Annotated in this window: 11 protein-coding genes; 8 read left to right on the top strand and 3 right to left on the bottom strand. The window is 70.8% G+C overall.

Translation table 11 applies throughout. The features are described from left to right. Window positions 1–18: 18 nt before the first annotated feature. Complete coding sequence (locus tag ACGFYN_RS17380) at window positions 19–1,581, bottom strand: purple acid phosphatase family protein (protein ID WP_393866673.1); 1,563 nt, start codon at window positions 1,579–1,581, stop codon at window positions 19–21. 142 nt (window positions 1,582–1,723) lie between these two features. Between ACGFYN_RS17380 and ACGFYN_RS17385 the strand changes: the two genes are divergently transcribed. Together ACGFYN_RS17385 and ACGFYN_RS17390 are read left to right on the top strand one after the other, a co-directional pair. Beyond that, window positions 1,724–2,767 (top strand): 3-isopropylmalate dehydrogenase, encoded by a 1,044-nt coding sequence (locus tag ACGFYN_RS17385; RefSeq protein ID WP_393866674.1) that lies wholly within the window; start codon window positions 1,724–1,726, stop codon window positions 2,765–2,767. 255 nt (window positions 2,768–3,022) lie between these two features. Continuing rightward, complete coding sequence (locus tag ACGFYN_RS17390; RefSeq protein ID WP_393866675.1) at window positions 3,023–4,111, top strand: branched-chain amino acid aminotransferase; 1,089 nt, start codon at window positions 3,023–3,025, stop codon at window positions 4,109–4,111. On the opposite strand, the gene ACGFYN_RS17395 is transcribed toward ACGFYN_RS17390, so the two are convergent. After that, window positions 4,108–5,553 carry a cytosine permease gene (locus ACGFYN_RS17395; RefSeq protein ID WP_393866676.1) on the bottom strand — a complete coding sequence of 482 codons (1,446 nt, stop codon included), beginning with the start codon at window positions 5,551–5,553 and terminating at the stop codon, window positions 4,108–4,110. The two genes, ACGFYN_RS17390 and ACGFYN_RS17395, sit on opposite strands and share 4 nt — an antisense overlap. Before the next feature lie 147 nt (window positions 5,554–5,700). On the opposite strand from ACGFYN_RS17395, the gene ureA reads away from it, so the two are divergent. The 6 genes from ureA to cimA all read left to right on the top strand — a co-directional run bounded on the left by ureA (window position 5,701) and on the right by cimA (window position 11,947). Then, window positions 5,701–6,405 (top strand): urease subunit gamma, encoded by a 705-nt coding sequence (gene ureA, locus ACGFYN_RS17400; RefSeq protein WP_393866677.1) that lies wholly within the window; start codon window positions 5,701–5,703, stop codon window positions 6,403–6,405. Beyond that, window positions 6,402–8,111 (top strand): urease subunit alpha, encoded by a 1,710-nt coding sequence (locus ACGFYN_RS17405; RefSeq protein ID WP_393866678.1) that lies wholly within the window; start codon window positions 6,402–6,404, stop codon window positions 8,109–8,111. The genes ureA and ACGFYN_RS17405 overlap by 4 nt, the downstream gene beginning before the upstream one ends. Window positions 8,112–8,121: 10 nt before the next feature. Then, complete coding sequence (locus tag ACGFYN_RS17410; RefSeq protein WP_393866679.1) at window positions 8,122–9,183, top strand: agmatine/peptidylarginine deiminase; 1,062 nt, start codon at window positions 8,122–8,124, stop codon at window positions 9,181–9,183. 10 nt (window positions 9,184–9,193) lie between these two features. Next, a complete protein-coding gene (locus ACGFYN_RS17415) occupies window positions 9,194–9,793 on the top strand; it encodes a TetR/AcrR family transcriptional regulator (protein ID WP_393866680.1) in 600 nt (199 codons plus the stop codon). A 13-nt stretch (window positions 9,794–9,806) separates the two neighbouring features. Further along, a complete protein-coding gene (locus tag ACGFYN_RS17420; RefSeq protein WP_393866681.1) occupies window positions 9,807–10,013 on the top strand; it encodes a hypothetical protein in 207 nt (68 codons plus the stop codon). A gap of 329 nt (window positions 10,014–10,342) precedes the next feature. Next, a complete protein-coding gene (gene cimA / locus ACGFYN_RS17425; protein ID WP_393866682.1) occupies window positions 10,343–11,947 on the top strand; it encodes a citramalate synthase in 1,605 nt (534 codons plus the stop codon). Window positions 11,948–11,980: 33 nt separating this feature from the next. On the opposite strand, the gene ACGFYN_RS17430 is transcribed toward cimA, so the two are convergent. Then, window positions 11,981–13,846 (bottom strand): ricin-type beta-trefoil lectin domain protein, encoded by a 1,866-nt coding sequence (locus ACGFYN_RS17430; protein ID WP_393866683.1) that lies wholly within the window; start codon window positions 13,844–13,846, stop codon window positions 11,981–11,983. Window positions 13,847–13,944: the final 98 nt, after the last annotated feature.

Raw genomic sequence — 13,944 nt, forward strand, 5'->3', positions numbered from 1 at the left:
ACGAGGTGGGGCGCGGGCTCACGCGCCGCGCCGCACCTCGAAGTGATCGATGCGCTCACCCGCGTCGGTGAGCGCCGACACCTTCAGCGCGGGCCTCGCGCCGCTCTCCGCCTCGACGGAGAGGAGCGAGAAGCCCCGGTAGCGCACGCGCGACCACTCCGCGGTCTCCTTCTCGGCGGCCTTCGACCGCGTCCACTGGAAGGTGTCGACGGAGTCGTGGTGCGTGACGTGCCCTTCGTAGCTCTCCTTGACGCCCGGCGGGAACCCGTACAGGTCCCGGCCGCCGCCGCCCGCCGTCACGTACACGATGCCGTCCCGCGTCGGGTCGGTGGTGGCGCCGATCGGCACGGGCCTGCCGACCCCGCCGTTCTTGACGGCGTCCGTCCGTTCGTAGACGTGGTTGTGGCCGTTGATCACCAGGTCCACCTGGTGCCTGGCGAACAGCGGTAGCCACTCGGCGCGCACGCCGCCGTCGGAGGCGTGCGTGGACGTCGAGTAGGCGCAGTGGTGGAAGAAGACGACGACGAAGTCCACCTGCGAGGACGCCCGCAGCCGGGCCAGCTCCTGATCCAGCCACTTCGTCTGCCTGCCGCCGCTGTGGCCGAGGTTGGCGGGGATCTCGTACGAGACGTCGTTCGCGTCCAGTGCCACGAAGGCGACGTTGCCGTACGTGAAGGAGTACACGCCGGGCGCCGTGCGCGCGTCGAAACCGCTCTCCGGCAGGGACCAGCGGGCGAGTTGACCGCCGTAGCCGTCCGGCGAGTACCACGCCTCCATGTCGTGGTTGCCGGTCGTCACCATCCACGGCACGGACCTCGCCACCGGCTCGTTCTGCCTGAGGAACAGGTCCCAGTACGCGGGGTCGTAGCCGTCCGTCTTCCTGCCCTGGCCGTTGGTGTCGGCGTAGCAGATGTCGCCGGCGTGCAGATGGAAGGCGGGCTTCTGACGCAGCACCACATGGTTGGTGGCGGTCGCCGCCCGGCTCACGCCCTGGTCGCCGAAGGCCGTGAAGACGAAGGACCGAGGGGTCGCCGGGGCCGTACGGAACGAGCCGACGGTCGAGCGGTGTGCGGCGGAGGCCGGGTCGAAGCCGTCGTGGCCGACGCCGTAGTAGTACGTCGTGCCGGGGTGCAGACCGTCCAGGGCGGCGTGCAGGTAGTACTGCTCCAGCGCCGGGCGCACGCCCGTCACGCCCGGCGTGTGCAGAGCGCGGACCTCGGCCTCGATCTTCCGGCTCAACCCGTCCGGCTTCGGGCCGATGCGCACGTACGGCCGCCGCACCGCGAGCGGCACCTGCCAGGAGACCCGCATCTGCGTCTTCGGGTCGGCGCCGAAGGCGAGATGGCGGCCGAAGGGGGAGACGACCGAGCCGTGCACCTTCGAGGTGGCGGGCGACGGGGTCGCCGAGCCCCGCGCTCCCGAGCCGTCGCCGCAGCCGGTCAGCAGCCCGCCCGCCGCCACCGCGCCCGCCGTCACCAGGGTGCGGCGCCGCATCAGCTTCGTGCGCAGGTACTCGTGCTGCTCGGCCATGCTCATACGGCTCGCGAGCTGCGGCGGGATGCCGAAGTCGGGGAGGTCCATGAGAGGGAACTTCCCATCACATCCCAACACCCGCCAGGTATGCGGGTGAACGTGCGGCGACGAGTCGGGGCCGGCGTCGCCGTACATGTCCGTATCGCGGACACGGCATGTCATCCCATGGGACGAGGAGTAGGGTGCCGACATGTCTCGCAGCCTCAATCTCGCAGTGATCCCCGGTGACGGCATCGGCCAGGAGGTCGTGGCCGAAGGCCTGAAGGTCCTCTCCGCCGTCCTTCCGCAGGACGTGAAGCTGGAGACCAAGGAGTACGACTTCGGCGCCCGGCGTTACCACGCGACCGGTGAGACCCTGAGTGACGCCGACCTCGACGCGCTGAAGCGGCACGACGCCATTCTGCTCGGCGCGATCGGCGACCCGTCGGTGCCGTCCGGCGTCCTGGAGCGCGGCTTCCTGCTCAAGCTCCGGTTCGCCTTCGACCACCACGTCAACCTGCGTCCGTCGAAGCTCCTGCCGGGTGTGGCCACGCCGCTCGCCGGTGAGCCGAACATCGACTTCGTCGTGGTCCGTGAGGGCACCGAGGGCCCGTACACGGGCAACGGCGGCACCATCCGCAAGGGCACCGCGCACGAGGTCGCCACCGAGGTCTCGGTGAACACGGCCTTCGGTGTCGAGCGGGTCGTCCGGGACGCCTTCGCGCGTGCCCAGGACCGCCCGCGCAAGAAGCTCGCGCTGATCCACAAGAACAACGTGCTGAGCTTCGCGGGTCACCTGTGGACGAACGTCTTCAACAAGGTGGCCGCGGAGTTCCCCGAGGTCACCACCGAGTACATGCACGTGGACGCGGCGACCATCTACCTGGTCACGCAGCCCGAGCGGTTCGACGTCATCGTCACCGACAACCTCTTCGGCGACATCGTCACCGACCTCGCCGCGGCCGTCTCCGGCGGCATCGGCGTCGCCGCGAGCGGGAACATCAACCCCTCCGGCGAGTTCCCGTCCATGTTCGAGCCGGTCCACGGCTCGGCCCCGGACATCGCCGGCCAGGGCAAGGCCGACCCCACCGCCACGGTGCTCTCCGTCGCCCTGCTCCTGCGCCACCTCGGCCACGAGGCCGAGGCCGCCCGTATCGACGAGGCGGTCTCCGCCGACCTGGCCGAGCGCACCGGCAAGCCCGCCCGCAGCACGTCGGAGATCGGCGACGCGCTGGCCGTACGAGTAGCCGGCTGACCCGCCCGCTCCTCGAATTCATTCGAAGCCGCCGGGTCGCATCCGCACCCGGCGGCTTTCGCTCTGTCCCCGCCGGGTGCCACCATCATCCCTGGGCCGCTTTCACGCCGTTTTCGTCCACGGTTCCCCGCTTGCGATAATCGAACGCGGAGCCGCTGAACGAGGCAATGCTCGGACGTCCTAGCACTGGCCATCTCGTGGTCCAGTACCGAGCAACGCGGCCCGACACACACAACCGGTGAAGGACAACCACTCATGACGACGCCCACGATCGAGCTCAAGCCCTCCGCCAGCCCGCTCTCCGACGCCGAGCGCGCGGCGATCCTGGCGAACCCCGGGTTCGGCCGCCACTTCACCGATCACATGGTGACGATCAAGTGGACCGAGGGCCGCGGCTGGCACGACGGCCAGCTCGTCCCGTACGCCCCGCTCTCGATCGACCCCGCCACGATGGTCCTGCACTACGCGCAGGAGATCTTCGAGGGCCTGAAGGCCTACCGCCAGCCCGACGGTTCCGTCGCCACCTTCCGCCCCGAGATGAACGCTCGCCGCTTCCAGCGCTCGGCGCACCGCCTCGGCATGCCCGAGCTGCCGGCCGAGATGTTCATCGAGGCGTGCGACGCCCTGGTCCAGCAGGACAAGACCTGGGTGCCCGCGCACGGCGGCGAGGAGTCCCTCTACCTCCGCCCGTTCATGATCGCCACGGAGGTCGGCCTGGGCGTGAAGCCCGCCAACGAGTACCTCTTCCTGGTGATCGCCTCCCCGGCCGGCGCCTACTTCCCGGGCGGCGTCAAGCCGGTCTCCATCTGGCTCTCCGAGGACCGCGTCCGCGCCGTGCCCGGCGGCATGGGCGACGCCAAGACCGGCGGCAACTACGCCGCCTCCCTGCTCGCCCAGGCCGAGGCCGCCGCCAAGGGCTGCGACCAGGTCTGCTACCTCGACGCGGTCGAGCACAAGTGGGTCGAGGAACTCGGCGGGATGAACCTGTACTTCGTCTACGGGGACAAGATCATCACGCCGACCCTCACCGGCTCCATCCTCGAGGGCGTCACCCGCGACAGCCTCCTCGCCGTCGCCCGCGACCTGGGCTACGAGTCCGAGGAGGGCCGCGTCTCCATCGACCAGTGGCAGCGCGACGCCGAGAACGGCACCCTCACCGAGGTCTTCGCCTGCGGCACCGCCGCCGTCATCACGCCGGTCGGCACGGTCAAGCGCGACGGCATCGAGTGGCAGCAGTCCGCGGGCGAGCCCGGCGAGGTCACGGTCCGGCTCCGCGAGGCCCTGCTGAACATCCAGCGCGGCACGGCGGACGACACGCACGGCTGGATGCACAAGCTGGGCTAGAAGTCGCTCGGCACCCTGGGGGCCGCCTCGGACGCACCGTCCGGGGCGGCCCCGGCCGTCTGCGGCACGTTCGCCGTCAGCAGCAGGTACACCACGCCGCCGACCAGTCCCGACAGCAGGAAGCTGCAGTCCACCCCGCCCGTCAGGGACAGCAGCGGGCCCTCGTAGGACGGGAGGGACACGGCCAGCAGCCCGACCGTCGCGCCCAGCGCCCAGGAGAGTGTGGCGCGCACGTTCCAGCCGGCCCGGTACCAGTAGATGCCGCCCTGCGAGCGCCGGTTGAACACCTGGAGGGCGTCCGCGTCGTACACGCCCCGGCAGCGGGCGAAGCCGATGAGGGTGATGACCGCCCAAGGGGTGCCGATGGCCGTCAGGAGGAGGACGAAGGACGTCATCGCGTCCTGGGCGCTGGAGTAGTAGTGGCCGACGAAGACGCAGGCCGTCGCCACGACGGCGACCGTGTAGGTGGCGCGGGCGCGGGAGGCACGCGGGAGGATGGCGTCGAGGTCGAGGCCCATGGAGTAGAGCATCAGGCCCGCGTTGCCGACGGAGCCGGCGGAGGCCGACAGCAGGAGGGGGATCAGGTACCAGGTGGGGGAGGCCGCGACCAGCGGACCCGCGTAGTCCGTCGCCGCGCGGGCCGCGAACGCCGTGAAGGTGCCGAAGAGCTGGGGGACCAGCAGGCCGAGGATCAGGCCGAGCCAGGTCCCGTGCAGGACCCGGCGCGAGGCGTGGCGGACCGGGGAGATGTAGCGGGTGTAGTCGCCGAGCAGGGTGATGAAGGCGATCGGGCCGGACAGGCCCGCCGCCACGGTGGCCAGGAACCAGGTCGGCCAGAAACCGCCCAGCAGGTAGCCGCCGGCCGCGGGGAGCGCCGAGGTCGTGAAGTGCGGGCCGTACGCCACGACCCCCAGGAGCAGCAGGGCCGTCATGCCGATGGCCAGGACGCGGGACATGGTGAGCAGGACGCGGTAGCCGTACACCGCGCCGGCCACGGTCGCCGCTGCCAGCAGTGCGTAGACCACGGCGTAGGAGACGCCGTTCCCGGGCAGGCCGATCAGGCGGCCCAGCACGCTCACCATCACGTCACCGCCGATCCAGACGGTCAGCGCGGTGTAGCCGAGGGCCAGCAGCAGGCCGACGACCGAGCCGACCAGCCGGCCGCGCACGCCGAACTGGGCGCCGGAGGAGGTGGAGAGGTTGGTCGCGGTGCGCAGCGAGATCAGCGCCAGCGGGGCCGTCAGCGCCGTGCCGACCAGCGTGCCCACGACGATCGAGCTCAGCGAGCCCCACCAGTCGAGGCCGAACGACGGCGGCAGCCAGCCGAAGATGATCACGCCCAGACAGAGGTTGGAGCCGAGCAGGATCGAGACGAGGTCGCGTGGACCGCTGGTGCGTTCCTCGTCGGGGATGGTGTCGACTCCGCGCTGTTCTATCGGCATGGCTGGTCTCCTTCGATCGGCCGCCTCGTGAAGTTTGAGCGACGTTCAATGTGACGTGTCGCCCGTGCTTCGGTCAATGCCATGGGCTTGCGGACTTAGCATTTAGAGTGTTGTTCTAAATCCAGGAAGGCAAGGAGGTGTCGTGGCGTGAGACTGACCCCCACGGAACGTGACCGGCTGTTGCTCTTCGGAGCAGCCGAGCTGGCCCGTGCCCGCCGTGCGCGCGGGCTGCGGCTCAACGTCCCCGAGGCGACCGCGCTGATCGCGGACACCGTCTGCGAGGCCGCCCGCGACGGTGCCCGGCTGGCCGAGGCCATCGAGCGCGCCCGCTCCGTGCTCGGCCCGTCCGACGTGCTGCCCGGCGTCGCGGACGTCGTCACCGAGGTGCACGTCGAGGCCGTCTTCGACGACGGCTCGCGCCTTGCCGTGGTCAGCGACCCGATCGGCGGCGGGCTGGGGGACGACGCGCCGGGCGCGCTGTTGCCGGGGCCCGAGCACAGCGACCCCGAGCCGGTCCTGCGGCTGACGGTCACCAACACCGCCACCGTGCCGGTCTCCGTCACCTCCCACTTCCACTTCTTCGAGGCCAACCCGCGCCTCGACTTCGCCCGGAGCGACGCGTACGGCATGCGGCTCGCGGTGCCCGCGGGCGCGTCGGTGCGCTTCGGGCCGGGGGAGTCGCTGCAGGTCGGCCTGCTGCCGATCGGCGGCGCCCGGATCGCCATCGGCTTCGCCGGTCTCGTCGACGGGCCGCTGGACGCGCCCGGCGCCCGCGAGGAGGCCCTGCGCCGGGCCGCCGCCTGCGGCTACCTCGGCGTACCGCGGACCACTGATCAGGAGGCCGGGCGATGAGCCGTCCCGGAGGGCACCCGGCGCAGGCGCGCCGGCTCACCCCGTACGAGTACGCCGCGACCCACGGCCCCCGCGCCGGCGACCGCATCCGCCTCGGCGACTCCGGGCTGACGGTCCGGGTCGAATCCGACGCGCAGCGCTACGGCGACGAGTTCCTCGCCGGCTTCGGGAAGACCGCGCGCGACGGGCTGCACCTCAAGGCGGCAGCGGTGCGCGAGACCTGTGACGTCGTCATCAGCAACGTCGTCGTGATCGACGCCGTGCAGGGCATCCGCAAGGTGTCCATCGGCATCCGGGAGGGCCGGATCTGCTCGATCGGGCGGGCCGGGAACCCGGACACCCTCGACGGGGTCGACGTCGTGGTCGGCACGGGCACCTCGATCGTCTCCGGCGAAGGGCTCATCGCCACCGCGGGCGCCGTCGACACCCACGTCCATCTGCTGTCGCCGCGCATCATGGAGGCCTCGCTGGCCTCCGGCGTGACGACGATCGTCGGCCAGGAGTTCGGGCCGGTGTGGGGCGTCGGCGTCAACTCGCCGTGGGCGCTGAAGCACGCGTTCGGCGCCTTCGACGCCTGGCCGGTCAACATCGGCTTCCTGGGCCGGGGTTCGTCCTCGCACGACGCCCCGCTGATCGAGGCACTCGCCGAGGGCGGGGCGAGCGGCTTCAAGGTGCACGAGGACATGGGCGCCCACACCCGCGCCCTGGACACGGCGCTGCGCGTCGCCGAGGAGTACGACGTCCAGGTCGCCCTGCACAGCGACGGCCTGAACGAGTGCCTGTCGGTCGAGGACACCCTCCGGGTGCTGGAGGGCCGCACCATCCACGCCTTCCACATCGAGGGCTGCGGCGGCGGGCACGTCCCCAACGTGCTGAAGATGGCGGGCGTCGCGAACGTCATCGGCTCCTCCACCAACCCCACCCTGCCCTTCGGCCGGGACGCGGTCGCCGAGCACTACGGCATGATCGTCTCCGTCCACGACCTGAAGACCGACCTGCCCGGCGACGCCGCCATGGCCCGCGACCGCATCCGCGCCGGGACCATGGGCGCCGAGGACGTGCTGCACGACCTGGGCGCGATCGGCATCACCTCGTCCGACGCGCAGGGCATGGGACGGGCGGGCGAGACGGTCCGCCGCACCTTCGCCATGGCCGGGAAGATGAAGGCCGAGTTCGGCGCCCCGGACGAGCACGACAACGAGCGCGTCCTGCGCTACATGGCCAAGCTGACCATCAATCCGGCCATCGCCCACGGCCTTTCGCACGAGGTGGGCTCGATCGAGGTCGGCAAGCTGGCGGACATCGTGCTGTGGAGCCCGGAGTACTTCGGCGCCAAGCCGCAGCTCGTCCTCAAGTCCGGCTTCCCCGCCTACGGCGTGACCGGCGACCCGAACGCGGCCACCGACACCTGCGAACCCCTCGTCCTGGGACCGCAGTTCGGCGCCCACGGCGCGACCCCCGCCGACCTCTCGGTGGCCTTCGTCGCGCAGGCCGCCCTCGACCAGGGGGGCGACTCGATGCCGACGCGCAGAAGAAGGGTCGCCGTCCGCGGCACCCGCGGCATCGGCCCCGCCGACCTGCGCCGCAACTCCCGTACCGGAGCGGTCGACGTGGACCGGCGCACGGGTCTGGTCACCCTCGACGGCGAACCGATCCGCTCGGAGCCCGCCGACTCGGTCTCCCTCAACCGCCTCTACTTCCTGTGAAGGACTCCGCATGAGCACCCCTGGCCCGCGCGTGAACACTCCTGCCGCCGACGGCTTCCGCATGCCCGCCGAATGGACCCCGCACGAGCGCACCTGGATGGCGTGGCCCGGCCCGAACCCCACCTTCGAGGACCCGGAGGACCTCGCGGCCTCCCGAACCGCCTGGGCTTCGGTCGCCCGCGCGGTGCGGCGCTTCGAGCCGGTGACCGTGGTGTGCGGCCCCGGGCAGTCGGCGCGGGCGCAGGCGCTGCTCGGCCCTGGCATCGACACCGTGGAGCGGGAGCTGGACGACGCGTGGATGCGCGACATCGGCCCCACCTTCCTCACCGACGGCCGTGAACTGGCCGCCGTGGACTGGACGTTCAACGGCTGGGGCGCCCAGGACTGGGCCCGCTGGGAGCACGACGCGAAGATCGCCGCGTACGTCTCGGACCTCGCCGGTTCCACGCGGACGTACGCCTCGAAGTTCGTCAACGAGGGCGGCGCGATCCATGTCGACGGTGAGGGGACCGTGCTGCTGACCGAGACCGTCCAGCTCGGCGCCGAGCGCAACCCGCAGTGGACGCGCGAGGAGGTCGAGGCGGAGATCCACGCGCACCTCGGCACCGGCAAGGCGATCTGGCTGCCGCGCGGCCTCACCGGCGACTACCCTCCCCACGGCTTCGGCACCCTCGGCCATGTCGACATCGTCGCCGCCTTCGCCCGCCCGGGCGTCGTGGTCGCGCACTCCCAGCCGGACCCGGCGCACCCCGACCACGAGGTGACGAAGGAGGTCATCGGGCTGCTGAAGGCGCAGAAGGACGCGCGCGGCCGCAGCCTGGAGGTCGTCGAGGTGCCGGCGCCGACCGTGCTGGAGGCCGACGGCCACTGGGCCGACTACTCGTACATCAACCACTACCTCTGCAACGGCGGCGTCGTGCTGTGCGGCTTCGACGACCCGCGCGACGAGATCGCGGCCGGGATCTTCCGGCGCCTTTTCCCGGAGCGGACCGTGACGCTGGTGGACGCCCGTACGATCTTCGCGGGCGGTGGCGGTATCCACTGCGTCACGCAACAGCAGCCGAGGATCTAGGAGCCGAGACATGGCCGGTGCGCGCAGGAACGCCCCGCCGCGCGAGGACGTGCTCGCCGCCGCCATGGAGATGATCGCCGAGCGCGGTCTGGAGAAGCTCACGATGGCGGCGCTCGGCCGTGAGGTCGGGATGAGCAGCGGCCATCTGCTCTACTACTTCCGCTCCAAGGACGAGCTGCTGCTGCAGACCCTGGAGTGGAGCGAGGGCCGGCTGGGCGCGGAGCGCGGCCGGCTGCTGGGCCGCAGCGGCACGGCCCGCGAGCGGCTCGACGCCTATGTCGACCTGTACGTCCCCGACGGTCACAGGGATCCGCACTGGACCCTGTGGCTGGAGGTCTGGAACCGCTCGCAGAACGCCGAGGCGGACGCCCGCGACCGGCAGGCCGCGATCGAGGGCGCCTGGCACCGCGACCTGGTGGCGCTGATCGCGGAAGGCGTGTCGCGAGGGGAGTTCCGGCGGGTCGACCCCGACCGTTTCGCGGCCCGGCTGCGGGCGCTCCTGGACGGTCTCTCCATCCATGTGGCGATCGGGCTGCGCGGCACCGACCGGCCGCAAGTTCTCGACCACGTACGGGAGTTCCTGGACGAGACGCTTCTCGCGGACGCGTGACGTTCCACCCGGGTTGTACGCAATAGGATCGCTCGAACTCGCCACCGGTAAGCGGCAGTTGATCAGCGTCGACCGGTGGGGCGGCCGCAACGACCTTCCGGCCGGGCACCCGTCCGTGAACGCCGACGGCACGGTGGTCGCGATCGAGTCGGCCTCGTCCGATCTGGTGCGGGGGGACACCAACGGGGTGTCGGACGTGTTCCTGCGGACGGCGCAGTGATCAGTGCGGTGATCAGCGCGCTGTTCGCATCCTGAGACGGACGGTGAGCGCGGGGGCGACCTGTGCCAGACTTCCCCCGTGCTCTCGTTCGCCATGATTATTGGCAGCAGGCGCGCCGGTCCGCAGTGACCGCCACGTACGACCAGGTACGGGCGGACACCGTCGTCCTCGACCCGCGCGCAGACCTCTCGCACCCGCGAGGGGTTTTTCGCTTTTCTGGCCCACCTTCAGCCGGGAGCAAAGCGCGAGGGATCATTGGGGACGGTGGAGCCGGTCATTCCGGTACTGACCGAGATCCAGCGGGATCCAACAGCAGGAGCCTTGACACCATGACCGCAACCAGCGAGCTCGACGATTCGTTCCACGTCTTCGACACGACGCTGCGCGACGGCGCGCAGCGCGAGGGCATCAACCTCACCGTGGCGGACAAGCTGGCCATCGCACGGCACCTGGACGACTTCGGCGTGGGCTTCATCGAGGGCGGCTGGCCCGGCGCCAATCCGCGGGACACCGAGTTCTTCGCCCGCGCCCGCCAGGAGATCGACTTCAAGCACGCCCGGCTCGTCGCCTTCGGCGCGACCCGCCGCGCCGGCGCCAAGGCGTCCGAGGACCCGCAGGTCAAGGCGCTTCTGGACGCGGGGGCCGACGTCATCACCCTGGTCGCCAAGTCGCACGACCGGCATGTCGAACTGGCGCTGCGCACCACCCTGGACGAGAACCTGGAGATGGTCCGCGACACCGTCTCCCACCTGGTGGCGCAGGGCCGCCGGGTGTTCGTCGACTGCGAGCACTTCTTCGACGGCTACCGCGCCAACCCGGAGTACGCGAAGGCCGTCGTACGGACCGCCTCCGAGGCCGGCGCCTCCGTGGTGATCCTCTGCGACACCAACGGCGGCATGCTGCCGGCGCAGATCCAGGCCGTCGTCTCGACCGTCCTCGCCGACACCGGCGCCCGGCTCGGCATCCACACCCAGGACGACACCGGCTGCGCGGTCGCCAACACCCTCGCCGCCGTCGACGCGGGCGCCACCCACGTGCAGTGCACCGCGAACGGCTACGGCGAGCGGGTCGGCAACGCCAACCTCTTCCCGGTCGTCGCGGCCCTGGAGCTCAAGTACGGCAAGCAGGTCCTGCCCGAGGGCGCGCTGCGCGAGATGACCCGGATCTCGCACGCCATCGCCGAGGTCGTGAACCTCACGCCCTCCACCCACCAGCCCTACGTGGGCGTCTCGGCCTTCGCGCACAAGGCCGGCCTGCACGCCTCGGCCATCAAGGTCGACCCGGACCTGTACCAGCACATCGACCCGGAGCTGGTCGGCAACACCATGCGGATGCTCGTGTCCGACATGGCGGGCCGCGCCTCCATCGAGCTCAAGGGCAAGGAGCTCGGCGTCGACCTGGGCGGCGACCGCGAGCTGGTCGGCCGGGTGGTCGAGCGGGTCAAGGAGCGCGAGCTCAAGGGCTACACCTACGAGGCGGCGGACGCGAGCTTCGAACTCCTGCTCCGCGCCGAGGTGCAGGGCGGGCCGCTGCGCTACTTCGAGGTCGAGTCCTGGCGGGCCATCGTCGAGGACCGCCCCGACGGCACCCACGCCAACGAGGCCACGGTCAAGCTCTACGCCAAGGGCGAGCGCATCGTCGCCACCGCGGAGGGCAACGGCCCGGTCAACGCCCTCGACCGCTCCCTGCGCGTCGCGCTGGAGAAGATCTACCCGCAGCTCGCCAAGCTCGAGCTCGTCGACTACAAGGTCCGCATCCTCGAAGGCGTCCACGGCACCCAGTCCACCACCCGCGTGCTGATCTCCACCTCGGACGGCACGGGCGAGTGGTCCACGGTGGGTGTCGCGGAGAACGTCATCGCGGCCTCGTGGCAGGCGCTGGAGGACGCGTACACCTACGGCCTGCTGCGGGCCGGGGTGGAGCCGGCGCAGTAGCCACCTCCGGCGGGCGCCACCCCGGTGGTGCCCCTACTGCAGGTGCCACTTCTGGTTGGCGGCGCCCGTGCAGCTCCAGATCTGCGCGCGGGCGCCGTTCGCCGAGGAGTTGTCCGTCACGTCCAGGCACTTGTTCGCCGCCGTGTTCACGACGTCACCGGTGGAGGAGTTGTACGCCCATTGCTGGGCCCCGCTGCCGTTGCAGTCGTACAACTGGACCTTCGCGCCGTCGGCGACCGAGGCCGAGGTCACGTCGAGGCACTTGCCCAGGGCCCGGACCGACCCGTCACCCTGCACGGTCCACTGCTGGGCGGAGGAGCCGTTGCAGTCGTAGAGCTGGACGGCCGTGCCGTTCGCGCTCGACGCGCCCGCCACGTCGAGGCACTTGCCGGCGAGGCCCACGAAGGAGCCGGACGGGCTGCCGCTGCCGGACTGCGTGCCGTTCCAGGTGAAGGTGGCCGAGGTCTTGCCCGGCAGCGAGTAAGTGGCGTGCTGCGAGCCCCAGTTGATGGTCACGGTCTTGGCGCTCGAGGCGTCGTTGTAGGCGATCAGCGCCTTGGAGCCGTCGGGGTTGTGCCAGGCCACGTTCGGCACCGCCGAGGACGCCGTCGAGGCGATCCGCTGGGCGCCGGGCCGCACGAACTTCGTCAGCTGGCCCATCGTGTAGTACTCGACGGTGTAGTCGACGGTCCCGCTCGCCCCGTCCCCGTCGTGCACGGTGATCAGCCCGGTGCAGGTGCCGCAACCGCCGTTGTGCGGTCCCATGTTCTGATCCACCGCGAGGGACCACTTGGTCACCGACTTCGCCCAGTTGCGGGTGTAGTCGATGATGTTGTTCATGTCCTCGCGCTGCTGGTTGGCGATCCAGGTGCCGCCGGAGTGCTCGGTGCCGAACGCGTCCAGGTTCGGGTACTGGTTGTGGACCGAGGTCTGCTTGCCGACGTCACCGCCGTAGCCGTGCCAGGCGATGCCGCCGAAGTTGGGGTGGTTGCGGATCGCGGCGTCGTCCACGGACGCGGCCGCGTAGGAGTCGTAGACGTCCCAGTTCCAGTCGTGCGCCAGCACCTTGGTGGACAGGCCCGCGGACTGGAGCTTCGGCAGCAGCTCGCTCTTCAGGAAGTACTGGATGCCCGAGGCGTTCCAGCTCATCGACGGGTAACCGCCACAGCAGGTCGGCTCGTTCTGCGGGGTGACGTAGGAGACGTCGACGCCCTGGTTCCTGTACGCCTGGAGGTACTTGACGAAGTAGTCGGCGTAGGCGCCGTAGTCCTCCGCCTTCAGCCAGCCGCCGTTGAGCGAGCCGCTGTCCTTCATCCAGGCCGGAGCCGTCCATGGCGAGGCCATGACAGTCAGAGAGGGGTTCAGCTGGAGCGCCTGCTTGGTCAGCGGGACGACGTCCGCGAGGTCGTGCGCGATGGAGAAGCCGTTCAGGTTCGGGTCGCTCTGCCCGGCCGGCACGTCGTCGTAGGTGTAGCCGTAGCGCGCGAGGTCCGAGGCCCCCATCGGATTGCGCAGGAACGACAGCCCGATCCCGTCCGTCGGCGAGAACAGCTTCTTCATCGTGGCGTCGCGCGTGGCCTGCGAGAGCGCGCCGCTGGAGTTCATCAGCCAGGCCGCGGTGTCCGTGAAGGACGCGCCGCCGCCGGTGAAGGTCTGGTACCGGGTGCCCTCGTCGACGGTGATGTTCTCGCCGCCGCCACCCGTGCCCGACTGGAAGGCGAACGGCGTCTGCGCCTGGAGCCCGCGCGTGACATGGCGTCCTGCGGAGTCGTCGGTGGTGGTGAGCCACGCGGTGACCTGCTCGCCGGCCGCGTGTGCGGGGGGAACGGCCGCGGTGAAGCCGGCCGCCGAGAGCACTCCGGCCAGCAGCAGCCGGAGTGCGTGGGGGGTTCTTCTCATGGGGGGTGCATCCCTTCCTGACGAGACGTCTTGACGGGTCTGCGGGGCCTTAGTTAACTCACGGCGTGATCTAAGTCATGAGTGAACTGCTCGAGCCA

This window comes from Streptomyces sp. NPDC048419 (assembly GCF_043200415.1).
Taxonomy (GTDB): domain Bacteria; phylum Actinomycetota; class Actinomycetes; order Streptomycetales; family Streptomycetaceae; genus Streptomyces.

What these genes read in the sequence shown, in the direction of transcription:
- ACGFYN_RS17380 (WP_393866673.1), bottom strand. Translation starts at nt 1,581, where the DNA reads ATGGACCTCCCCGACTTCGGCATCCCGCCGCAGCTCGCGAGCCGTATG.
- ACGFYN_RS17385 (WP_393866674.1), top strand. Translation starts at nt 1,724, where the DNA reads ATGTCTCGCAGCCTCAATCTCGCAGTGATCCCCGGTGACGGCATCGGC.
- ACGFYN_RS17390 (WP_393866675.1), top strand. Translation starts at nt 3,023, where the DNA reads ATGACGACGCCCACGATCGAGCTCAAGCCCTCCGCCAGCCCGCTCTCC.
- ACGFYN_RS17395 (WP_393866676.1), bottom strand. Translation starts at nt 5,553, where the DNA reads ATGCCGATAGAACAGCGCGGAGTCGACACCATCCCCGACGAGGAACGC.
- ACGFYN_RS17405 (WP_393866678.1), top strand. Translation starts at nt 6,402, where the DNA reads ATGAGCCGTCCCGGAGGGCACCCGGCGCAGGCGCGCCGGCTCACCCCG.
- ACGFYN_RS17410 (WP_393866679.1), top strand. Translation starts at nt 8,122, where the DNA reads ATGAGCACCCCTGGCCCGCGCGTGAACACTCCTGCCGCCGACGGCTTC.
- ACGFYN_RS17415 (WP_393866680.1), top strand. Translation starts at nt 9,194, where the DNA reads ATGGCCGGTGCGCGCAGGAACGCCCCGCCGCGCGAGGACGTGCTCGCC.
- cimA (WP_393866682.1), top strand. Translation starts at nt 10,343, where the DNA reads ATGACCGCAACCAGCGAGCTCGACGATTCGTTCCACGTCTTCGACACG.
- ACGFYN_RS17430 (WP_393866683.1), bottom strand. Translation starts at nt 13,846, where the DNA reads ATGAGAAGAACCCCCCACGCACTCCGGCTGCTGCTGGCCGGAGTGCTC.